This is a genomic window from Micromonospora sp. CA-248212 (assembly GCF_050948405.1).
GTDB lineage: Bacteria > Actinomycetota > Actinomycetes > Mycobacteriales > Micromonosporaceae > Micromonospora.
Genome location: NZ_CP192023.1, coordinates 1,122,235 through 1,142,920, shown reverse-complemented (window position 1 = coordinate 1,142,920; position 20,686 = coordinate 1,122,235). Strand labels below are relative to the sequence as shown.

Genomic DNA, 20,686 nt, shown 5'->3' with positions numbered 1-20,686 from the left:
GTCAGCCCCGGCCGCCGTAGACGGTGCGCCCGGACTCGGTGACGTCCTTGCCGAGCCGGCGGGTCAGGTGCAGCCCCTCCAGCACGAACTCCACGGCCGCGGCGGCCTCCTCCGGGGTGGGCGCGTCGCCCAGGCCGAGCCGGTCGAGCACCTTGGCCAGACCGGGCACCGTGCCCACCTGGCGCAGCAGCTCGGCGGAGCCGACCAGCTCGCCGGTCTCGATCGCCGTCCCGTCCTCGACGAGAGCGGTGAACCCGGACAGGTCGAGGCCGGCCAGGTGGGCGCGGAACGTCTCGGCGGTCGCGGTCCGCAGCAGGTGCGCCAGGATCTCGACCTCCCGTCCCTCCTCGCCGCTCTCGAACTCCACCTTGCCGCGCAGCGTGCTGGTCACCGACACCGCGTCACCAACGCGGGCCACCGCCGCCTCCGGTGCAAGGAAGGGCACCTTGTTATCGCTTGCGGTTGTAGAGGGGGCCCCTCCTAACACGTCGGCGGAGGCGGCGAGCAAGCCGGCACGACGCAGCGCGGCACCGGCCACCGTCTCGGCGGCGGCGATCGCGAACCGGGCGGAGACTCCGGAGCGCGGGTCCACCGACGGGGATTCCCGCACCGCGCGGGCGAAGCGGGCCAGCACTTCCAGCACGTGCTCGGGGACGGCCGCGACCAGATCCGCCTCCTGGCGGATCAACGCCAGCTCCAACTCCAGGTCGACCGGGTAGTGGGTACGGATCTCCGCGCCGAACCGGTCCTTGAGCGGCGTGATGATGCGACCCCGGTTGGTGTAGTCCTCAGGGTTGGCGCTGGCCACCAGGAGCAGGTCCAGCGGTAGCCGGAGTTGGTAGCCGCGGACCTGGATGTCGCGCTCCTCCAACACGTTGAGCAGCGCCACCTGGATGCGCTCGGCCAGGTCGGGCAGCTCGTTGACGGCGAAGATGCCACGGTTGGTACGCGGCACCAGCCCGAAGTGGATGGTCTCCGGGTCGCCGAGGGTGCGGCCCTGGGCGATCCGGATCGGGTCGACGTCACCGATCAGGTCGCCGACGCTGGTATCCGGGGTGGCGAGCTTCTCGCCGTAGCGCATCGAGCGGTGCAGCCAGCCGATCGGCAGGTCGTCGCCGGCCTCGGCGACCTGGGCGACCGAGGCGGGGGTGAGCGGGCGCATCGGGTGTTCGTTGAGGACCGAGCCCGTGATGACGGGGGTCCACTCGTCGAGCAGCGAGCCCAGGGCGCGGATCAGTCGGGTCTTGCCCTGGCCGCGCTCGCCGAGCAGCACCATGTCGTGCCCGGCGAGCAGAGCACGCTCGACCTCGGGCAGGACGGTGTCGTCGTAGCCGACGATGCCGGGGAAACGGGTCTCGCCGGAGCGCATCCGGGCGAGGAGGTTGTCGCGGAGTTCCTGCTTGACGGTGCGGTACTGGTGACCGGCCGCCCGTAGCGCGCCGAGCGTGCCGGGCAGGTCGGCCGGTGGAACCGGGATTACCGGGGTAGGCGCAGTCACCCGAGTAACGCTAGCTCACATTTTCGGGGGCGCCTCCGGCTTCGGGTGGCACCCCCACGGCCACCCTCAGCCCTGGCCGCAGCGCCGGCAGGCGCCCCGGCGGCGCAGGTGGTACGCGTACGTGGCCGCGCCGAGCGCCACGCCCCACAGCGGCCAGAGCAGCATGGGCGCCCCGGTCAGGCTGGTCCCGCCGGTGAGCTCCCAGAACTGGGGGTTGCTGAGCAGGCCGAGGCTCGCCGCGGTGACGGAGATGGCGACCAGGGTCGCCGGCACCACGGCCAGCTTCACCGGCACCCGACGACCGGCGAGCCCGACCATCCAGCGGGGGAACGTTTCACCCCAACGCTGCACCAGCCCGAGGGTGAGGATCGCGCCGGCGGTGGCGAAGGCGGCCAGCCCGAACCCGGCCCAGACCAGCCCGCTGTCCTGCATCTCGGTCAGGAACTCCCGGGAGATGCCCAGCGGGATGCCCGCCGTCCAGGCGAACCGGATCGCCGCGTACGTCAACGGGATGATCGCCGCGATGCCGGCGGCCCACCGACCCCAGCGGGCGGCGGCGGCCGGGGTGGTCCAGCCACGGTCGGTGCCGTCCCGCCCGCAGGAGACGCAGCTTGCGGCGGTACGGCGTTGCCAGGCGAGCACCGCCCCGGCCAGCAGCAGCCCGCCGAGCAGCGCGGCGAAGCGGCCGAACAGGGCCCAGTTGAAGATGTCGGAGTAGTCGACCGGCGGCCAGCCGAACGGCGCGCCGACGATCAGGATCGGCAGGTAGCCGAGGATGACCAGCACGCGGACGTCCGGCACGACCACGGCGAGCAGGAACACGACCGCCCAGCCGTAGCCGGCGAGCAGTGCCCGCAGCGGGCCGGGTGGCCGGACCGCTGGCCGGCTCATGGCGAGGGCGGCCACGGCGGCGGTCAGCAGGACTCCGGCGAAGAGCGGGGTGGCCACGTCCACCGGCACCAGGCGCAGCAGGCTGACGTCACCGCCGTGGAGGTCGTTCGGGCCGAACGGGTAGCCGGCGCCGGTGAGCGTGCCGAGCAGGGCGAGTACGCCCCACAGGCCGAGCCAACCGGCGGCGAGCGGGGCGAGCCGGTCGGGCCAGCGGGATTCGGTACGGGCTCGAAGGTCATTGATCGTCGTCATGCTCTCAGCCTCGACCGATCGGCGACCGGTTCCCTCCCGGGCGGCGGTGAACCCGCTCCCCCGGCCGAGGGATCAGCCGGGAGCCCCTCGGCCGGGGGAACGGCCGGGAGCCCTCGGCCGGGGGATCAGCCGGACGGGGTGACGAAGCCGGACTCGTACGCGGCGATGACCGCCTGGGTACGGTCGCGGACGCCCAGCTTGGCCAGCACGTTGCCGACGTGCGTCTTGACCGTCTCCACCCCGACGACCAGGTGCGCGGCGATCTCCGGGTTGGACCGGCCGGTCGCCATCAGCCGCAGCACCTCGGCCTCCCGCTCGGTGAGGCGGGCGGCCTGCAGGCGGTCCCCGCCCACCGGCCCGTACGCTCCGACGAGCTGGCGGATCGCCGCCGGGAACAGCAGCGACTCCCCGGCCGCCACGACGCGGACCGCCTCGATGACCTCCGCCGGGCGGGCCCGCTTCAGCAGGAAGCCGGACGCGCCGGCGCGCAGCGCCTCGTAGACGTACTCGTCGTTGGCGAACGTGGTGATCACCAGCACCCGGGGCGGGTCGGCGGAGGTGGCCAGCAGGTGGCGGGTGGCCTGGATGCCGTCGATGCCGGGCATCCGCACGTCCATCAGCACCACGTCCGGGCGGTGCCGGGCGACCAGGGGCGGCACCTCGGCCCCGTCGGCGGCCTCGGCGAGCACTCGCAGGTCCGGTTGCGCGTCGATGATGGCTCGCAGGCCGACCCGGATCAGCTCGTCGTCGTCGACGATCAGCACGCCGGTGGTCATCGGGCGTCCTCGTACGGCAGGCGGGCTCGGACGAGCCACCGGTCGCCGTCCGGGCCGACGGTGAGCCGGCCGCCGAGCAGCAGCACCCGTTCCCGGATGCCGTCCAGGCCCCGCCCGCCCCGACCCGGATCGGAGCGGCGCTGTCGGCCGAGGGCATTTTCCATCTCCAACTCCAGGGCATCGCGGTGCAGGTCGAGCCGCAGCGTCACCGGCCCGTGGCCGTGGCGGGCGGCGTTGGTCAGTCCCTCCTGGACGATGCGGTAACCCTCCCGGGAGACGACCGCGGGCACCGCCGCGGGATCGCCGGCGCGGCTGTCGTAGACCGTCAGCCCGGCCGCGCGGGCGTCGGTGACCAGCCGGTCCAGGTCGGCGAGCGTACGCTGTGGCGCCACCGAGGGCCGGCCGCCGCCGGTCTCGCGGAGCAGCCCCAGCACGTGGTCCAGCTCGTCCATCGCGGTCCGGCCGGCGTCCTCGATGGCGGTCAGCGCGCGCCGGACGAACTCCGGGTCGGTGTCCAGCACCTCACGGGCGGCGCCGGCCTGGAGGGTCGCCACGGTCAACGCGTGACCGACGGAGTCGTGCAGTTCGCGGGCCAGCCGGTTGCGTTCGGCGAGCCGGGTGGCCCGCGCCTCCAGGGCGGCGATCCGCTCGGCCTGGGCGGGTCCGAGCAGCACCGGGGCCATCGAGACGGCGAGCGCGCCGAGCCCGGCCACGGCGTAGCCGAGGCCCACCAGCAGGGCGACCCCGGCGAGGGTGAGCCAGCCGCTGTCCCGCCCGTCCAGCGGCCCGAACCGTTCCCGGCTGGTCAGCTCGTCGCCCACACCGAACTGCTGCGCGATGAACGCGAGCGCCATCGGCAGGGCGCTGAACAGCGCGGTCATCACCAGCGCGCCGACGATGAGATGCGTGGCGATCCAGAGTGCGCTGCGCAGGCGGCTCTCCCGGTCGCCCCGGTGTCCCGGGGCCGGGTCGGGCAGGTCGACGCCGAGCAGCGCCCGTACGGCGGCGATCTCCAGGGCCCGGCTGCCGTCCAGCAGCAGCGGCACCACGGCGATCAGCGCCGCGACCACCAGCAGGACGTACACCAGCGGGCGGGGGATCTCCGAGTCGGTGAGCATCTGCGCGAAGGTCACCGCGAGGACCCCGTACGGCAGGGCCAGCACGCCGCCGAGCAGCAGGTACACGCCGCGTCGCCAGGTGCTGCCGGCGACCAGCGGGGCCAGCGCCGCGCGGAGGGTCATCCGGTCATTCTGCTGGCGTGGACCGGGTGCGCGACTCCCCCGCAGCGGGGAGATCTCAGCGGTGGTCGGCCACGTACCCCTGCGGGTCCTTGTCGCGGAACGGCAGGTCACGGCCGTTCTTGTGCTCGCCGTAGAAGGTCAGCCAGCGCTGGCCCAGCTCGGCGCGCAGCTCGAAGCCGGCGTGCCGGCGGAAGTCGGGCAGCGCCTCGTCCTCCTCCTCGGCCAGGTGTTCACTGTTCTCCCGCCGGGCCGTGCCGACCGCCTCCCACCAGGGCTTCGAACCGACCGGGTGCAGTTTGGACTCGGCGATGGCGTCCCGGATCTTGTTGTGGTCGCCGATCGCGTCGGCGGTCTCGTCCTCGCCGTCGTCGCCGTGCTTGACCAGGTGCGGGTAGAGGATCGCCTCCTCCGCCTCGGCATGGATGTCCAGGTGCAGGGCGAGGGCGTCCCAGATGGCCAGCAGTTCCTGCTCGTCGCGGGCGTCGTCGAGGCGGGCGAAGCCGCGCCGGAAGGCGGCGTGGTCGTCCAGGATCAGTGCGGTGATGTCGTCCACGTCGCTCACTTTCCGCGGTGCTGGGCCGGTCGTCGGGTCGAAACTACCCCGATGTCCGGCTTTCCACGCCCGATCTCGGGCACGCCGGACCGGGGCTAGGCTCATGATCGTGACCTACCTCGCCGCGGAAGACCGCTACGACACCATGACCTACCGGCGCAGCGGACGCAGTGGCCTGCGGCTGCCCGCCGTCTCTCTCGGCCTGTGGCACAACTTCGGCCCGGACCGCCCGTACGAGCGCCAGCGGGACATCGTCCGGCGCGCGTTCGACCTCGGCGTCACCCACTTCGACCTGGCGAACAACTACGGCCCGCCGCCCGGCTCGGCGGAGGAGAACTTCGGCCGGATGCTCGCCACCGACCTGAAGGCGTACCGGGACGAGCTGGTCATCTCCAGCAAGGCCGGATATCTGATGTGGCCCGGCCCGTACGGCGAGTGGGGCTCGCGTAAGAACCTGATCTCGTCGTTGGACCAGTCGCTGGGCCGGATGGGCCTCGACTACGTCGACATCTTCTACTCGCACCGGTTCGACCCGGACACCCCGCTGGAGGAGACGATGGGCGCGCTGGACGCCATCGTCCGCTCCGGCAAGGCCCTCTACGTGGGCATCTCCAACTACAACTCGGAGCAGACCACGAGGGCCGCGGCGATCCTGCGCGACCTGGGCACGCCGCTGCTGATCAACCAGCCGTCGTACTCGATGCTCAACCGCTGGACCGAGGACGACGGCCTGCTCGACACGCTGGAGCAGGTCGGCGCCGGCTGCATCGCGTACAGCCCGCTCGCGCAGGGCCTGCTGACGGACCGCTACCTCAAGGGCATCCCGGCCGACTCGCGGGTGCGGACCAGCGTCTTTCTCAACGAGAGCGACCTCGGCGACGAGAAGATGGCCACCATCCGGGGGCTCGGCGCGGTCGCCGAGCGGCGCGGTCAGTCCCTGGCCCAGCTCGCGCTGGCCTGGGCGCTGCGCGACGCGCGGATGACCAGCCTCATCATCGGGGCGAGCAGCGTCGAGCAGTTGGAGACCAACGTCGCCGCCGTGCACAACCTCGACCTGGGCACCGAGGACCTGGCCGAGATCGACCGCCTGTTGGGCTGACCGCCGGATCGCGGGCGGGCCGGGTCACCAGATCCGGCGCCGCCCGGCCCGGTGGTTGCGCACCTCGCACCGTGGTCCCGTCGGCGCGACGGGGTCGCGTCGCCGTCGACCCACGCCGACCAGTACCGCCAGGACCAGCACGACGGCCGCGCCGGCCAGCACCGGCCACCGGCCGTCGAGGTCGCGCACCGACGCCACCGGCACGCCCGGGTCGGCCGCCGCCGCCACCGCCGACTCGCTGGCGACCGGCCGGCTCGCGGGGGTACGCGCCGACGCCTTCGCCGACGCGCGCGTCCCGGTCCCGCCCGGGGCCGCGAAGACCACGTCGGAGCAGGAGTAGTAGGTGTCCGGGGTGTTGGAGTTCTGCCAGATCGTGTAGATCAGGTGACGGCCGGTACGCCCCGTGGGCAGCCGACCGGCCAGTTGGTACGCGCCGGCCCGCACCGGCGGGTCGGTCCGCGTCAGGAACGGACGCGGCTCCAGATCTGCCCAGGTGAGCCGTTTACGCGGGTCGTAGTCGGGCGTGGTGACGTAGAGCCGGAAGGTGCCCCGGTGCTCGATGGTGGTCCGGTACCGGAAGGTGAACGTCACGCCGGTGGTCAACCGGGTGCTCGGCCAGTCGGTCCGGGGCAGGTCCAGCCCCTGGTACGCGGAGAGCCCTCCGCTGCACAGCTCCCCGTCCGGGATTCGTTCCCGGTCCCGACCGTTGATGGCCGCGACGCGTACGTTGTCCCATTCGCGCACCGCCGCGCCGGCCGCCACGGCCGCCCGGCAGGCGCTGGTCGACGCGTACCGGCCCTCGGGCCCACAGGCCGCCGCCCGGCTGACCGGGTCGGTGGGGGCGCCGTGCGCCCAGCCGGGCGCCGCGCCCAGTGGTGCCGCCGCCATGACGACGAGCACCACGACGAGCATCCGACGCACCCTCATGGCTTGAACCTCCCGCCACTGGTACGGGCGCGGGAGGTCAAAGGTTCGACGCCCGGGGCCTGGGAATCACGCGGCGGGCACCGGCGTTCCGATAACCGGTACGGATTTCAGGCCAGACCCCCAGGCCGAGGAGGCAGAGATGAAGGTACGTAGCTCGTTGCGTGCGCTCAAGCAGAAGCCCGGTTCGGTGGTGGTCCGTCGTCGCGGCCGGGTGGTCGTGGTGAACCGCGCGAACCCGCAGTGGAAGAGCCGCCAGGGCTGATACGCCTCTTAGCGGACATACAGTCGAGAACGCCCCGACCGGGACCATCCGGTCGGGGCGTTTCGCGTAGCCGTTCTCGACGAGCGGTGCGCGTGACTCGATGGCATCATCCCTCCTGATCAAGGATGTTCATCGATCGAGGGGGCGACGGTGCACGGACCAGACAGAACAGCGACCCGACGGCGTACACGACAGTTCACCGCCGGCGTGGTCGGCGTGTTGGCGGCCCTGGCGGCCGTGCCGGCACCCGCGTGGGCGGCCACCTGGTCGCCGATCCAGGTCGTGTCGGAGCCCGGCTGGAGCGGGCTGGACCAGCCCTTCGTGGCGGTCGACCGGCAGGGCGACTCGCTGCTCGCCTGGGCGGGCTGCGACAACAACGCGAGTAGCTGCAACGACCAGGTGAAGGCGCAGCTCGTCTCGGTCGACGGCACAGCCGGCCCGGTCCAGACGCTCTCGCCGCTCGGCGCGTCCGCCTTCTGGCCCAAGGTCGCGTCCGACGACGACGGCGACTCGGCCGTGGTGTGGACGCAGGACGGCCTCGTGGCCGGCCGGCGGGTGTCCGCCACCGGCGAGCTGGGTCCGCTGCAGATGATCGCCACGTGGCACGGGGTGAGTCCGGCCGTCGCGGTCGACCCGTCAGGGCTGGCGCTGGTCACCTGGACCGAGATCCGCGACGGCGCGTACACGACGAAGGCCCGCTACTTCGGCGCGGACAGCTCCCTCGGCCCCGAGCTGACCCTCGGTGTCGGCGTGGACCAGCCGGTAGTGGGCGTCGACCGCGCCGGGACCGCCGTCGTCGCCTGGACGGAGAGCTACGAGCGCGTCGTCGCGCGTCGGGTCCGCCCGGAGGGGGTCGCGCCGCTGCGCGTCATCGCCGGACGGGCCACCGATGTTAGGTACGCCAGCGTCTCGCTCGCCGTGGACCGGGACGGCGATGCGGTGATCAGCTACCGGTGGTCCAAGGCGGGTGAGCCGCCCCGCCTGCGGGCCCGGCACTACAGCCACGCCGACACGTTGGGCAGCGTCCTCAGCGTCTCGCCGGCCGCCCACGAGCTGAGCCTCTTCGACGAACTCGCCGGCGATCTCGACGGCGACGCGGTGCTGACCTGGGGCCGCTGGACTCCCGAGGGTATCCAGGTCTTCGCCCGCTCGATCTCCTCCACCGGAGTGCTCGGCACGGTCACCCGGCTCGGCGTCGGCGACTGGCCGAAGGTCGCCCTGGACGACGACGGCGACGGCCTGGTCACCTGGCAGGCTTGGGGCCCGGACGTCTCCACCACGCAGGTGCACGCCCGGACGGTCGGCCAGGACGGCACGTTCGGGACCGACGAGATCATCGCCCCCGACGGGCGGTACGCGCAGCCGGCGTCCAGCCCGACCGGCCGCTTCTCGGTGATCTGGCAGAAGGCGTCCTACGAGTACGACATCCGGGCGCGCTTCGGCCAGTAGCCCGACGGCGAGACGCCCTGACCGCCGCCTCGGTCAGGGCGTCTCGCGCAACTCCGCTACCGGAGCTGTCGGAGTTGACTCTTGTCGGGTTTGCCGCTGGCGGCGAGCGGGACCCGGTCGATGACCGTGACGGTGCGCGGCACCGCGAGGTCGCCCACCTGTGCGGCCACGAGCTTGCGCAGCAGGTCCGGATCGGGTGTCCTCCCGGCCGCCGGCACCACGAAGGCGTGCACGGCCTCGCCGGTCGCCTCGTCCGAATCGCCGACGACGTACGCCTCGGCGATCGTGGGGTCAGCGGCGAGCGCCCGCTCCACCGCTCCAGCATGGACCAACTGCGCGTTGATGATGATCACGTCCCGGGTGCGCCCGAGCAGCCGCAGGTAACCGTCGGCGTCGAGTTCACCCAGGTCACGGGTCCGCACCCAGCCGTCCACGAACACCTCGGCCGATTCGTCCGGGTCCTGCCAGTACGACGATGCCTGCGCGGGTGTGCGGACGTAGATCTCCCCGTCGCGAAGAGCGACCTCCACGGCCGGGCGGCCGACCGTGGCGAGGGTGGCGGGGTCGGTCAGCATCTCGGCGGGGGTCACCATCGCGATCATCGACGTCTCGGTCTGGCCGTAGCCGTGGAAGAGCACCGGACCCAGCACGTCGAGCGCCTCGGCCAGTCGGCCCGGCGCGAGGGGCGAGCCGGAGACCATCAGCGCCCGCAGGTGACGCAGGTCCACCGGGTGGGAGCGCTGGTCCCGGATCAACTGGTGCAGCTTGCCGACCGTGATCACGCTCGCCGTGGCCCGGTGTTCGACCAGGGCGTCCGGGAAGACCGGCCGGGGCGCCACGACGAGGGTGCCGCCCGCCACGAGGGAGAGGATGCCGTACTCCAGCATCACCTGACTGGCCAGCGAGCCGAAGACCAGGTAGCGCTGCATCCGGGTGGCCAGTTCGGCGACGGCCGGGGGCCACCGGTCCGGGTACGGGACCCAGGACGCCGACATGGCGGCGTAGGTCTGGACCACGCCCTTCGGTGTTCCCGTGCTCCCACTGGTCCAGATGATCCGTGCGGGATCCTCGTCCCGTCCCGCCGCGACGAGTGCCAGCCCGTCGTCAGGCTGCTCGGTGAACGAGGCCAGCCGAGTCGGGTCGACCACGAGGGAGCCGGACAGTTGTGCCGGGCTCAGGTCCGCACGCCACCCGGACACCCGCGCGCCCACGGCGAAGGCGGCAACCGTGGCGGCGAAGGCCGCAGCGGTGACCGGCAGGTCGAGCGTGACACCCACGCCCGGCCCCGCGCCGCACGAGCGCAGCCCGGCCGCGATACGCCGGATCAGCCCCGCCATCTCCGACGCGGTCGTGACGACCGGCCCGTCCTCGAAGACCGGCCGGTCCCCGCCGGCGCTCAGGAGGTCCAGGACTGGTTGCGGCCAGACGTCAGCGGGCATCGGCGAGGACACCCTTGACGAAGACCTCAAGGGGCTGCTGATGCACGGTCGGCAGGTCCCAGGTGTTCTCCAGGTTCTCCGCCAGGTGGTGCTCGGCGACGACCTGCCCGTCGCGCCACACCCGCACCACCGGGTGGAGGTAGGTGGCGTCCTGGGCGGCCGTCGCGTCGTTCTCGGCCGGGCGCGGCACGGTGATGTCGAACGGGTCGACGTGGTCGTGGTCGGGGCCGTACTCGAGGGTGATCACGAGCGCGAACACGTCCGGCTCCGCGTCCCGCAGATAGGCGACCGGCACCTCCTGCCGGTAGCGGGCGGCCTCGCCCTCGACCGTGATCACGTCGCCGAGCACCGAGAACTGCTGCCACAGCGCCGAGGTCACGTTGATCCGGGCGATGATCGAGGCGGCGATCGCCTCCGGCGTCAGCGCGACCTGCCGGGACGGCCAGGGCTCACCGTGGTGCCGCTCGCGGATGATGTGGTGCAGTGCCCGGGTGGCGTAGCGGAAGCCGTGGATGAAGCCGTTCGTGGACTTCTTGAAGTCACGCTGCTGACTGAGGGTGCCGGCGAAGTAGAGGCCGGGAACGTTCACCGACTCGAAGGCCGGGGTCTGCGCCGGGAACCGATCGTTGATGACCAACTCCGGCCGGGCCGACTCGGCGAAGAGGGACGCGTCGAAGCGGAACCCGGTGCAGAGGATGATCCGGTCGTACTCGAGTTCGCGCAGATTCTCGACCGTCCGGGCGTACCGGAAGAGCACCCGGTACCCGCCGCCCTCCCGCTGACTGATCCGCTCCACCGTGCCGTCCAGGACGGCGTTCTGCGACTTCAACTGATAGGTGTCCAGGAAGTTGTTGTTCACCGCGCGCAGGTGACCGACGTAATGGGTCTGCCAGGCCAGCCTGATGGAGTGCGGTCCGGCGACATGAATCGTCGCGGCGGTCTCGATCAGCGCGTCAGCGGTCTCGAATGCCGAGTTGCCCTTACCGACGATCAACACCCGCTGGTTGACGAAATCGGCGGGGTCGACGCTCACCGTGTCGTAGCGTTCGACCAGTTCCACGCCCTCGATCGGCGGCACGTAGAGCTGGGAGACGCCGGTGGCGACGACGACTCTGCGGGCCTTGAAGACCTGGTCGCCGGCCTGCACCGTGAACACGTCACCGGTCTTCGACACCGCCGTTACCCGGGTGTCGTAACGGACGCGCAGACCTCGCGCGAAGTCGGCGAGATAACGCACCAGATCCTCAGCGGCGGGGAAGTAACGCGTGCTGTAGTTCTTGAACAGCAGCGCCGGATCGTCGGACAGCAGCGAGTTCCAGTCCGACCGTAGATTGAACTCGGGGTCCGCCGAGCCGGTCCACACCTTGTTGATCGAGATCAACTGGCGGTGCCGGGGATAGGTCTCGAAGAACATGCCCGGACGGGGGCCGCCCTCCAGCACCACATAGTCGTGACCGTCGCGCTCGAGCAGGGCCGCGAGCTGCAAACCCGCCGGTCCGGCTCCGATGATCAGGCAATCGTGCGTCATGCGGCGAAATGTACTGAGGCGATTTCAGAGCGCTCTGAGAAACTGTTTCTAGCATCCGGTTCCATGACGATTCAGGTGGATCTGGCAGCACCGCTGCGCCCCGCCGACCTGCGCCTCGCGGCCGGCCCGGTCGCGCTCGTGATCAGCGACGAGGTGCGCGGCCGGGTGACGAGCGGCCGGACGTTCCTCGGCAAGGCACTCGGCGACGACCGGGCCATCTACGGCGCCACCACCGGCTTCGGGGCGCTGGTGGGGTACGCGGGCCGAGCCGACCAACGCGACCAGGCCGACAACACCCTCGCCCACCTCGGCGCGGGTCAGGGACCCGACCTCGCCCCGGATGTCGTACGCGCGACGCTGCTGGTCCGCGCCTGGTCCCTGGCCCGGGGCGCGTCCGGGGTCTCGCCGCACGTGATCGACGCGCTCGCGGCCATGCTCGGCACGACGTTCACGCCGGCGATGCCCCGGCTCGGCTCGGTGGGCGCCAGCGGCGATCTGATCCCGCTCGGTGCCGCCGCCCAGGCGCTGCGCGGCCGTGGACACGCCTATGTGGACGGCGTCCGGATGCCTGCCGGGGACGCGCTGACGAAGGCCGGGCTGGAGCCGCTGCCGCTCGACGGCCGGGACGCGCTCGCGCTCGTCAACGGCACGTCGCTGACCACCGCGGCGCTGACCCTCGCCCTGGCCCGGGTCCGCACCGCGCACCGTGTGGTCCAGACGCTGACGTGCCTCCTCGCGGACCTGCTCGGCAGCGACCCGCAGTTCCTCGACCCCGCCCTGCTGGCCGCCTACGGCCACTCCGGCGCCATCGACGTCGGCGCCGCGATGCGGGCGACCTGTGCCGGGCTGCGGCCGTCCGGCAGCAGACCCCTGCAGGAGCCGTACAGCATCCGCTGCGCGCCGCAGTTGCTCGGAGCGGCCGAGGACGCCCTGCGCTACGTGGACGGCGTCGTGGCGGCCGACCTCGGCGGGGTGAGCGACAACCCGCTGTTCTTTCCGGACGACGACAAGGTCGTGCACGGCGGTAACTTCTTCGGTCAGCCCGCCGCCTTCGCCGCCGACGTCCTGTCCATGGTGATCGCCCAGATCGGCAACCTCGCGGAGCGCCAGCTCGACCTGCTGGTGGATCCGGGTCGCAACGGCGGGCTGCCGCCGATGCTCGCGGCGGGGCCGGGGCAGCAGCACGGGTTACAGGGCGTCCAGCTCGCGTCGACGGCGCTCATCACCGAGATCAGACGGGACACCGTGCCCGCGAGCGCGCAGAGCCTCCCCACCAACCTGCACAACCAGGACGTCATCCCGCTCGGCACCCAGGCCGCGCTCCGCGCCCTGGACCAGGCGGAACTCCTGCGCCTGATCACCGGTTCGCTCGGACTGGGTCTGCGCCAGGCGGTGCATGTCGGAGCGCGCCGCCCGACGGCGGTGGGCTGCGACCGTGCTCTGCGGGCCCTGGAGGAGGCGATACCCCCGGTCGACCCGGACCGACCACTCGACGGGGACGTACGAACGGCGGTCGCGATTCTGGAAGAGCTTGAAAAATCTCTGATTTCCGACTCGTACGGTGAGCGCCGTGATGCTTGATTACCTGATCATCGGGGCCGGTCCGGCCGGTCTTCAGCTCGCCGCCCTGCTCGAAGCCGACGGCACGCGCGACTATCTGGTGCTGGAGGGCGCCGACGGGCCGGGGGCATTCTTCGCCACCTATCCGCGGCACCGGACACTCATCTCGATCAACAAGCCGCACACCGGCACGGACGATCCTGAGCTGAATCTGCGGCTCGACTGGAACTCCCTGCTCACCGACGATCCGGCGCTGCTGTTCACGCAGTACACCGAGCGGTACTTCCCGGATGCCGACGTGATGGTGCGTTACCTCGCGGACTTCGCCGCGAAGACGGGCGTCAAGGTCAGGTACGGCACCCGGGTGACCCGGGTGTCCAAGCACGACGACGTCTTCACGGTCGAGGCCGGCGAGCGGCGCTGGGAGGCCCGCGCGGTGATCGTCGCCACCGGCGTCTCGAAGACCTACGAGCCGGACATCGCCGGATTCGAGCTGGCCGAGGGGTACGACGTGATGAGCGTCGAGCCGCGTGACTATCTCGACCAGAAGGTTCTCATCATCGGCAAGGGCAACTCCGCCTTCGAGACCGCCGACAGCCTCATGGAGACCACGACACTGATCCACGTCGCAGGGCCCAGCTCGGTCCGGATGGCGTGGCGTACCCACTACGTCGGGCACCTGCGCGCGGTGAACAACAACTTCCTGGACACCTATCAGCTCAAGTCCGCGAACGCGATCCTCGACGGCACGATCAAGAGCATCGAGCGCGACGGTACGGGGTACAAAGTCACGTTCAGCTTCTCCCGGGCCAACGAGGTCGTGAAGGAACTGCACTACGACCGGGTGCTGGCGTGTACCGGATTCCGGTTCGATGCCTCGATCTTCGATTCCTCGGCCCGACCCCAGCTCGCCATCAGGGACCGATTCCCGGCCCAGACCGAAGCGTGGGAGTCGGTGAACGTGCCGGGGCTGTTCTTCGCCGGGACGATCTCGCAGGTACGCGACTTCAAGAAGTCCACGAGCGGTTTCGTGCACGGCTTCCGCTACGCCGTACGCGCTCTGCACCGGATCCTCTCCCGCCGGTACGACGCCACGGACTGGCCGTCGGACAGGCTCGCCGCCGAGCCGGCGGCCATGACCGCGGCCGTCATCGCAAGGGTCAACCGCAGCTCGGCCCTGTGGCAGCAGTTCGGGTTCCTCGCCGACGTGCTCACCGTCGCCGGAGACGAGGCCCGGTACCACGAGGAGGTGCCGGTGGACTACCTCGTGTCGACGGGCCTGCACACCGCCGACCACGAGTACGACCAGGCATTCGTCGTCACGCTGGAGTACGGGCCCGACCACGACCAGGTCGACCCGTTCGACATCACCGTGTCCCGGGTCGCCCAGGATGTCGTGGGGCAGGCGCACGACGCGGCGTACCTGCACCCGGTGGTCCGTTACCACCGCGATGGCCAGTTGATCAGCACCCACCACCTTGCCGAGAACCTGGAGAACCGGTGGGATCGGCCGGACGTCCACGTTGGGCCACTCGAGGAGTTCCTCCGCCGTTGCCTGTCCGGTGCCGAGGGCTGACATGGACCCCGTCCACCAGGACTTCTTCGAGGGCGGCGCCGGGCGGGAGCGCACCCTGGCCGGCAACGAGGAGGCCTTCGCGCGACGGTGGCTCGTGCCCCGGGTGCTCCGGGCGACCGGCGAGCGCGACCTGCGGACCACGGTGGCCGGTACGTCGCTGGCCGCACCGGTGCTGGTCGCTCCGACGGCCTTCCATCGGCTCGCGCATCCCGAGGGCGAGGTGGCCACCGCGCGGGGGGCTGCGGCGGCCGGCACGGCGATGGTGGTGAGCATGGCCGCCACCCAACCGGTCGAGAAGATCGCGGCGGCCGGCGGGACGCTGTGGTTCCAGCTGTACCCGCAACCCGACCTCGACTTCACGGAGTACGTGGTCAAGCGCGCCGAATCGGCGGGCTGCCAGGCGCTGGTGGTGACCGTGGACTCTCCGGTGTTCGGAAGGCGCGAGCGTGACCAACGCAACGGCTTCACGGACCTGCCGCCCGGCTACGCCTGCGAGAACATGCGCGACGCGACAGGGCGGGTGCGTTCGATCGCGATGGACGCGACGGCGGGGTGGGACCGGATCGGGTGGCTGCGCGGTGTCACGGGACTACCGATCCTGCTCAAAGGAATCCTGCATCCCGCGGACGCCCGCCTCGCGGTCCAGCACGGTGCCGCCGGTGTGATCGTGTCCAACCACGGCGGACGACAGCTCGACGGGACGGTTCCCACGCTCGACGCGCTGCCCGCGGTGGTGGCAGCCGTGCAGGGGCAGCTTCCGGTGCTGCTCGACGGGGGTGTGCGCGGCGGCACCGACGTGGTGGTCGCGCTGGCGCTCGGAGCGCGGGCGGTGCTGGTGGGGCGGCCGGTGGTGCGGGGGCTCGCGGCGGCCGGGTCGGTGGGCGTACGGGAGGTGCTCGAACGGATCACAGGCGAGCTGGATCATGCCCTCGCCCTGGCCGGAGCGCGGCGACCGGCCGACCTGACGCCGGATGTGGTGGTGACCCGGTGAAGGCCGTGGTCGACCTCCGAGAGTGGATCTTCCAACGGGTCAATGGGACCGAGGGCGTTCCCATCCCCGGGCCGCTGGTGGGGCCGGAGGACTTCGAGCGGGTCTACAGCGACCCGGCCGCCGACGGGCGCAGCCGCGGGGCGGGCCTGTCGGACCTGTTCTGGTACTGGCTCGCGCCCGGCCCGCACATGCATCAGGAGCACCTTGAGCCCGGTGAGCGGTACAAGACGGTCGCGCGGACGACACGTCAGGTGCTGGCCGTCCCCCACCCGCGCTCCGACGAACTGGCGACGGCCGCGACCCGGCGGATCCTCGACGCTCTTCCGACCGACCGGATCAGCCACGTACGGCTCCGGGACCTGATGATGCCGATCTGGGCCGAGGTCTCGTACGAGCTGGTGTTCGGCGCGGCCTGCCCGCGCGAGGTGCGGGACCTCGTCGTGGCGAACGCGGACGACGTGGTCACCGCGCTGAAGGGGATGGGTCTGCGGCACATGTCCCGGCGGGATCGGCTGACCCGCTACCTGCTGGACCGGATCGACGCGGGGACGTGCCCGGTCGTGCTGCCGCCGCCCTTCACCGCCCTGGAGACCGCCTGGTACCTGCAGGGCGCGTTCTTCAACACGGCCGTGGTGCAGATGTCGGAGGCCATGACACACATCCTGCTGTGCGCCCGGTCCGTCGAGGACACGTCGGACGACTCCCTCGACCGGATCATCGACGAGACGCTCCGCGTGTATCCGCTGTTCGGTATCGCACACCGGATCACCTCCGGACCTATCACCGTGGGAGATCACGCCCTCCCCACCGGATCGGTGCTGCTCTTCAACTACCCGGCGTACCAACGCACCGGTCCCGCCGCCGACGACGAGTTCGACCCGGACCGCTGGCTGTCGTTGCGTCGGCAGGACGCGCACTTCATCCCGTACGGCGTGAACGCCAACCGGGCCTGTCCAGCGCGCGGCGCGGCACCGGTCCAGCTCCGCGCGGCGACCCGGGAGGTGCTACGGCGCTTCTCGGTCAGCTCGTCGGCAGCGCACACCCGGTCGCTGCCCAGTCGCGGTCCGGCGTACCTGACGCCCCGGGGCCTTCCGGGGCCCGGCCGCAAGCGGCTCGCTCTCATGCGGCAGCGCGACCGGCTCTTCGACGTGGGCCGCTCGGTGAAGCAACTGGTCTGCGGGACGTGGATGGTCGTCGACGCCCGACGACAGAAATTGTGCACCCGATTCTTCGAGGAGGTCGGCTCGTGACGCCCACTCAACTCGCCCCGCGGTTCTTCATCGCGGTCGCGGTCATCCTGCTCTTCTGCAAGCTGGTCGCCTGGCTCCTCGGCAAGGTGGGCCAGCCCGCCGTCGTGAGCGAGATGCTCGCCGGGGTGCTGCTCGGCCCGTCGCTGCTCGGCCTGCTCTGGCCGGGCGCGCAGGCCGCGCTCTTTCCCGCGCCGCTGCTGCCGATCCTGTACGTGGTCGGCCAGGTCGGCCTGGTGCTGTTCATGTTCCAGGCCGGATACGCCTTCACCTCCCACCGGCTGAACAATCTCGCCGGCACGGCGGGAGCGGTGTCGCTCGCGGGTGTCACCGCGCCGCTGGTGTTGGGCATCCTGCTGGTCCTGGGCGTGGCGGGCTTCGTACCGATCCGTGCGGACGACGTGTCGCTCGGCGTGTCCGCGGCGTTCGTCGGCGTGGCACTGGCGATCACGGCCTTTCCGATGCTTGCCCGGATAATCACCGAGCGCGGCCAGACCGGTACCCGGCATGGGATGCTCGCCCTGGCCAGCGGCGCGATCGACGACATGGTCGCGTGGATCATGCTGGCGGTGGTGCTGGCGTTCGCCTCGGGCGAAGCCGGCCCGGCCCTGGTCACCGCGGGTGGCGCGGTGCTGTTCGGGGTGGCGCTGTGGCTGGGTGGGCGGCGGGTGACCGGCTACGTGATGGGGTTCCCGGGCGACCGCGCGCGGCTGCTCGGCACGGTGGCGCTGCTCTTCCTGGTCGCCTGGTACACCGACGAGATCGGGCTCTACGCGGTCTTCGGCGCCTTCGCGGTCGGCGTGGTGATGCCGCGCTCCGAGCAGACCGACAAGGTGGTCGACACGCTGTCGCCGATCGCCGCGACGGTGTTCCTGCCGCTGTTCTTCACCTACTCCGGGCTGCGCACCGAGTTCGCGCTGCTGGGCAATCCCGCCGTCCTCGGATTCGCCGCCGCGTGTGTGGCCGTGGCGATCGCCGGCAAGTACGGCGCCTGCTGGGCCGCGGCCCGGATGCGCGGTGAGCCGAACGGGGTCGCCCTGCGCGTCGGCGCCCTGATGAACGCCCGTGGCCTGATGCAGCTGATCGCGCTCAACGTGGGTCTGGAGGCGGGCATCGTCAACCCGTCGCTCTTCACGGTGTTGGTGCTGGTCGCGCTCATCACGACGCTGATGACGACACCGCTGCTGAGCTGGATCGAGCGGCGCGAGGCCCGCACTCGCGCCGCTGCGCCCTCGCTCGTCACCGCCGGAACCCCGTAGATTGTTGTTTGCGACGACAAGTTTTCCGAGACATAGAGACATCTCGATCTGCCGGTGTCACTATCTATACATGAATCGACTCCTGCTCGTCGAGGACGACTCGGAGCTACGCGGGATGGTGGCCGAGACGCTGACCGGCGAGGGATACGTCGTCGACCAGGCCCCCGACGGCCAGCGCGGTCTGCACCTGGGGCTCACCCGGCCGTACGACGTGATGGTGATCGACCGACGCCTACCCGCCCTCGACGGGCTGGACCTGGTCGTGCGGCTGCGCTCCCGGGCGGTGGCCGCCCGGGCGCTGCTGCTGACCGCGCTCGGCACCATCGAGGACCGGGTCGCCGGCCTCGACGCGGGCGCCGACGACTACCTCACGAAGCCCTTCGACCTGGACGAGCTGAGCGCCCGAATCCGGGCACTCTGCCGCCGGACCACCGACTCCACCGAGGTGCTGCGATTCGGGTCGGGCCAGCTCGACCTCTCCGCCCGCGACGCCGTCCTGCCCGACGGCACCCGGGTCGCCCTCTCCGCACGCGAGTTCGAGTTGCTCCGGGTGCTCGCGGCCCGGCCGCTCACCGTCCACTCCCGCTCCGAGTTGCGCAGCCGGGTCTTCGACGAGGCCGCCGCGGCGTCCCTGGTCGACACGTACGTCTACTACCTGCGCCGCAAGCTCGGCCGCTCGGTGATCCGGACCGTCCACGGTCTCGGCTACAAGCTGGGGACCCTGTGAGTTTCGAGGACACCATGCTGCGCCGGGCCAGGGCTCGGGTCAGCCTGCTCGTCGGACTCACGATGACGGCGCTACTCGCCCTGGGCGCCGCCATCTCCTACGTCGCTCTGCTGCACAACCAGCACGAACAGATCGAACGCGAGCTCAGCTACGGCGTGGTCCACGGCACCATCAACGGACCGCCGGCCTGCAGCTGGATCATCCTGTCCGACGGCGGCCGCATCGACCTGGGCCGGAACCCGCCCCCGCCGGGCTTCCCCCTGCGGTCCGCCATCGACGCGGCGGCCCTCGACGGCCAGGTCCACAGCGACAAGGTCGACCGCAACGGCACGACCTACTACGTCCGCACCCAGCCCCGCGGCACGGGAGTCGTGCAAGCGGTGTTCGACGCGCGTTTCCAGCTATCCGACCGGCGTCACCTGCTCGCCGCCTTCCTCCTCGCCGCGATCGTCGGCCTCGCCGCGGCAGCGCTCACGGGCATCGCCGTGGGCCGCCGAGCCGTGGCGCCGCTCGCCGAGGCGCTCGGCCGGCAACGCCGGTTCGTCGCCGACGCCAGCCACGAGTTGCGCACCCCCATCGCTCAGGTACACACCCGCGCCCAGATCCTGGCCCGCCGCGCCGGCGCCGACCGTGCCGACTACGACCGCCTGATCGAGACCACCGGCCGGCTCGGTGAGATCGTCGACGAGCTCCTGCTCTCTGCCCGCCTCGCCGCCACCCCGGTCGACCGGCACCCCGCCGAGCCCGTCAACCTGGCCCTCCTCACCGCCCAGGCCGTCGACTGCGAGGCCGACCGCGCCGGGGAGCAGGGCGTCCAGCTGCACATGACCGTCCCGGACACCCCGGTTCTCGTCTGCGGCATCGCCTCGGCCCTGCGCCGCGTGGTCGGCGAACTGCTCGCCAACGCCCTCACCCACACCCCGACCGGCGGTCGCATCGACGTCGCACTGCACACCTCGCGCCGGAGCGCGGACCTGGTGGTCATGGACAGCGGAGCCGGCTTCGACCCCGCCGACGCGTCACACCTCTTCGACCGTTTCCACCGCGGCGCCGGGGCCGCGGACCGCCGCTTCGGTCTGGGCCTGGCCCTGGTGAAGGAGGTGGTCACCAGCCACGGCGGGACGATCTCCACCGACAGCCGGCCCGGCGCCGGGGCGACCTTCATCGTCCGGCTACCGACAGTTCCGCCGCAGACTCCCCTGAGCGCCCCGATCGGGCGAGGTACCACGCGAAACAGCTCAGCGGCCTGATCGGTATCCCCGACCAAGCCGCTGAGCTGCACAAACAAGGGTGGAGCCGAGGGGACTCGAACCCCTGACCCCCACACTGCCAGTGTGGTGCGCTACCAGCTGCGCCACGGCCCCTTGCCTCGCCCCGGTCGCCCGGGCACTGGGAAACTATACACAGACCC

At 71.5% G+C, this 20,686-nt stretch carries 18 protein-coding genes and 1 tRNA gene; 10 read left to right on the top strand and 9 right to left on the bottom strand.

Annotation, left to right across the window (positions count from 1 at the left end; genetic code table 11):
* Position 1: 1 nt before the first annotated feature.
* The 5 genes from ACQP03_RS05375 to ACQP03_RS05355 form a co-directional block, all read right to left on the bottom strand.
* Positions 2-1,498, bottom strand: coding sequence for a sigma 54-interacting transcriptional regulator (locus ACQP03_RS05375; RefSeq protein WP_357172853.1), 1,497 nt, complete (start codon positions 1,496-1,498; stop codon positions 2-4).
* A 66-nt stretch (positions 1,499-1,564) separates the two neighbouring features.
* On the bottom strand, positions 1,565-2,641 hold the full coding sequence (locus tag ACQP03_RS05370) for a hypothetical protein (protein WP_357127945.1): 1,077 nt from the start codon (positions 2,639-2,641) through the stop codon (positions 1,565-1,567).
* A 125-nt stretch (positions 2,642-2,766) separates the two neighbouring features.
* On the bottom strand, positions 2,767-3,417 hold the full coding sequence (locus tag ACQP03_RS05365; protein ID WP_357172851.1) for a response regulator transcription factor: 651 nt from the start codon (positions 3,415-3,417) through the stop codon (positions 2,767-2,769).
* Positions 3,414-4,658 carry a histidine kinase gene (locus tag ACQP03_RS05360; protein ID WP_357127951.1) on the bottom strand — a complete coding sequence of 415 codons (1,245 nt, stop codon included), beginning with the start codon at positions 4,656-4,658 and terminating at the stop codon, positions 3,414-3,416. Before ACQP03_RS05360 ends, ACQP03_RS05365 begins: the two co-directional genes overlap by 4 nt.
* Positions 4,659-4,713: 55 nt before the next feature.
* Positions 4,714-5,211: a hemerythrin domain-containing protein gene (locus tag ACQP03_RS05355; protein WP_357127954.1), complete on the bottom strand. Its 498-nt coding sequence runs from the start codon at positions 5,209-5,211 to the stop codon at positions 4,714-4,716.
* Positions 5,212-5,314: 103 nt separating this feature from the next.
* Here ACQP03_RS05355 and mgrA point away from each other — a divergent pair, with 103 nt between their 5' ends.
* Entirely contained in the window at positions 5,315-6,310 is a 996-nt protein-coding gene (mgrA, locus tag ACQP03_RS05350) for an L-glyceraldehyde 3-phosphate reductase (protein WP_357127957.1), read from the top strand.
* 24 nt (positions 6,311-6,334) lie between these two features.
* Here the strand turns inward: mgrA and ACQP03_RS05345 are convergent, their stop codons facing one another.
* Positions 6,335-7,237 (bottom strand): lytic polysaccharide monooxygenase auxiliary activity family 9 protein, encoded by a 903-nt coding sequence (locus ACQP03_RS05345; protein ID WP_357127960.1) that lies wholly within the window; start codon positions 7,235-7,237, stop codon positions 6,335-6,337.
* 139 nt (positions 7,238-7,376) lie between these two features.
* On the opposite strand from ACQP03_RS05345, the gene ACQP03_RS05340 reads away from it, so the two are divergent.
* Together ACQP03_RS05340 and ACQP03_RS05335 are read left to right on the top strand one after the other, a co-directional pair.
* Positions 7,377-7,499 carry a 50S ribosomal protein L36 gene (locus tag ACQP03_RS05340; RefSeq protein WP_030490864.1) on the top strand — a complete coding sequence of 41 codons (123 nt, stop codon included), beginning with the start codon at positions 7,377-7,379 and terminating at the stop codon, positions 7,497-7,499.
* 150 nt (positions 7,500-7,649) lie between these two features.
* Positions 7,650-8,948, top strand: a complete 1,299-nt coding sequence (locus tag ACQP03_RS05335; RefSeq protein WP_433460419.1) for a hypothetical protein — start codon at positions 7,650-7,652, stop codon at positions 8,946-8,948.
* Between the two features lie 56 nt (positions 8,949-9,004).
* Here the strand turns inward: ACQP03_RS05335 and ACQP03_RS05330 are convergent, their stop codons facing one another.
* Entirely contained in the window at positions 9,005-10,387 is a 1,383-nt protein-coding gene (locus ACQP03_RS05330) for a class I adenylate-forming enzyme family protein (protein WP_357127967.1), read from the bottom strand.
* Positions 10,377-11,915, bottom strand: coding sequence for an NAD(P)-binding domain-containing protein (locus ACQP03_RS05325; protein WP_357172830.1), 1,539 nt, complete (start codon positions 11,913-11,915; stop codon positions 10,377-10,379). Before ACQP03_RS05325 ends, ACQP03_RS05330 begins: the two co-directional genes overlap by 11 nt.
* Before the next feature lie 63 nt (positions 11,916-11,978).
* Between ACQP03_RS05325 and ACQP03_RS05320 the strand changes: the two genes are divergently transcribed.
* The 7 genes from ACQP03_RS05320 to ACQP03_RS05290 all read left to right on the top strand — a co-directional run bounded on the left by ACQP03_RS05320 (position 11,979) and on the right by ACQP03_RS05290 (position 20,525).
* Positions 11,979-13,496: an aromatic amino acid ammonia-lyase gene (locus ACQP03_RS05320; protein ID WP_433460416.1), complete on the top strand. Its 1,518-nt coding sequence runs from the start codon at positions 11,979-11,981 to the stop codon at positions 13,494-13,496.
* Positions 13,489-15,051 (top strand): FAD-dependent oxidoreductase, encoded by a 1,563-nt coding sequence (locus ACQP03_RS05315; RefSeq protein ID WP_357128044.1) that lies wholly within the window; start codon positions 13,489-13,491, stop codon positions 15,049-15,051. Before ACQP03_RS05320 ends, ACQP03_RS05315 begins: the two co-directional genes overlap by 8 nt.
* Position 15,052: 1 nt before the next feature.
* The gene (locus ACQP03_RS05310; protein ID WP_357127976.1) at positions 15,053-16,042 is read left to right on the top strand and encodes an alpha-hydroxy acid oxidase; all 990 of its coding nucleotides are present in this window, start codon (positions 15,053-15,055) and stop codon (positions 16,040-16,042) included.
* Between the two features lie 5 nt (positions 16,043-16,047).
* Positions 16,048-17,292, top strand: a complete 1,245-nt coding sequence (locus tag ACQP03_RS05305; RefSeq protein WP_357396060.1) for a cytochrome P450 — start codon at positions 16,048-16,050, stop codon at positions 17,290-17,292.
* Positions 17,289-18,548, top strand: a complete 1,260-nt coding sequence (locus tag ACQP03_RS05300; RefSeq protein WP_357127982.1) for a cation:proton antiporter — start codon at positions 17,289-17,291, stop codon at positions 18,546-18,548. Before ACQP03_RS05305 ends, ACQP03_RS05300 begins: the two co-directional genes overlap by 4 nt.
* A gap of 70 nt (positions 18,549-18,618) precedes the next feature.
* Entirely contained in the window at positions 18,619-19,275 is a 657-nt protein-coding gene (locus ACQP03_RS05295) for a response regulator transcription factor (protein ID WP_357127985.1), read from the top strand.
* The gene (locus ACQP03_RS05290) at positions 19,272-20,525 is read left to right on the top strand and encodes a sensor histidine kinase (RefSeq protein WP_357396064.1); all 1,254 of its coding nucleotides are present in this window, start codon (positions 19,272-19,274) and stop codon (positions 20,523-20,525) included. Before ACQP03_RS05295 ends, ACQP03_RS05290 begins: the two co-directional genes overlap by 4 nt.
* A gap of 41 nt (positions 20,526-20,566) precedes the next feature.
* On the opposite strand, the gene ACQP03_RS05285 is transcribed toward ACQP03_RS05290, so the two are convergent.
* Positions 20,567-20,639 (bottom strand) — tRNA-Ala (locus ACQP03_RS05285).
* Between the last annotated feature and the right edge of the window lie 47 nt (positions 20,640-20,686).

What these genes read in the sequence shown, in the direction of transcription:
- ACQP03_RS05370 (WP_357127945.1), bottom strand. Translation starts at nt 2,641, where the DNA reads ATGACGACGATCAATGACCTTCGAGCCCGTACCGAATCCCGCTGGCCC.
- ACQP03_RS05365 (WP_357172851.1), bottom strand. Translation starts at nt 3,417, where the DNA reads ATGACCACCGGCGTGCTGATCGTCGACGACGACGAGCTGATCCGGGTC.
- ACQP03_RS05360 (WP_357127951.1), bottom strand. Translation starts at nt 4,658, where the DNA reads ATGACCCTCCGCGCGGCGCTGGCCCCGCTGGTCGCCGGCAGCACCTGG.
- mgrA (WP_357127957.1), top strand. Translation starts at nt 5,315, where the DNA reads ATGATCGTGACCTACCTCGCCGCGGAAGACCGCTACGACACCATGACC.
- ACQP03_RS05345 (WP_357127960.1), bottom strand. Translation starts at nt 7,237, where the DNA reads ATGAGGGTGCGTCGGATGCTCGTCGTGGTGCTCGTCGTCATGGCGGCG.
- ACQP03_RS05340 (WP_030490864.1), top strand. Translation starts at nt 7,377, where the DNA reads ATGAAGGTACGTAGCTCGTTGCGTGCGCTCAAGCAGAAGCCCGGTTCG.
- ACQP03_RS05330 (WP_357127967.1), bottom strand. Translation starts at nt 10,387, where the DNA reads ATGCCCGCTGACGTCTGGCCGCAACCAGTCCTGGACCTCCTGAGCGCC.
- ACQP03_RS05325 (WP_357172830.1), bottom strand. Translation starts at nt 11,915, where the DNA reads ATGACGCACGATTGCCTGATCATCGGAGCCGGACCGGCGGGTTTGCAG.
- ACQP03_RS05320 (WP_433460416.1), top strand. Translation starts at nt 11,979, where the DNA reads ATGACGATTCAGGTGGATCTGGCAGCACCGCTGCGCCCCGCCGACCTG.
- ACQP03_RS05315 (WP_357128044.1), top strand. Translation starts at nt 13,489, where the DNA reads ATGCTTGATTACCTGATCATCGGGGCCGGTCCGGCCGGTCTTCAGCTC.
- ACQP03_RS05310 (WP_357127976.1), top strand. Translation starts at nt 15,053, where the DNA reads ATGGACCCCGTCCACCAGGACTTCTTCGAGGGCGGCGCCGGGCGGGAG.
- ACQP03_RS05295 (WP_357127985.1), top strand. Translation starts at nt 18,619, where the DNA reads ATGAATCGACTCCTGCTCGTCGAGGACGACTCGGAGCTACGCGGGATG.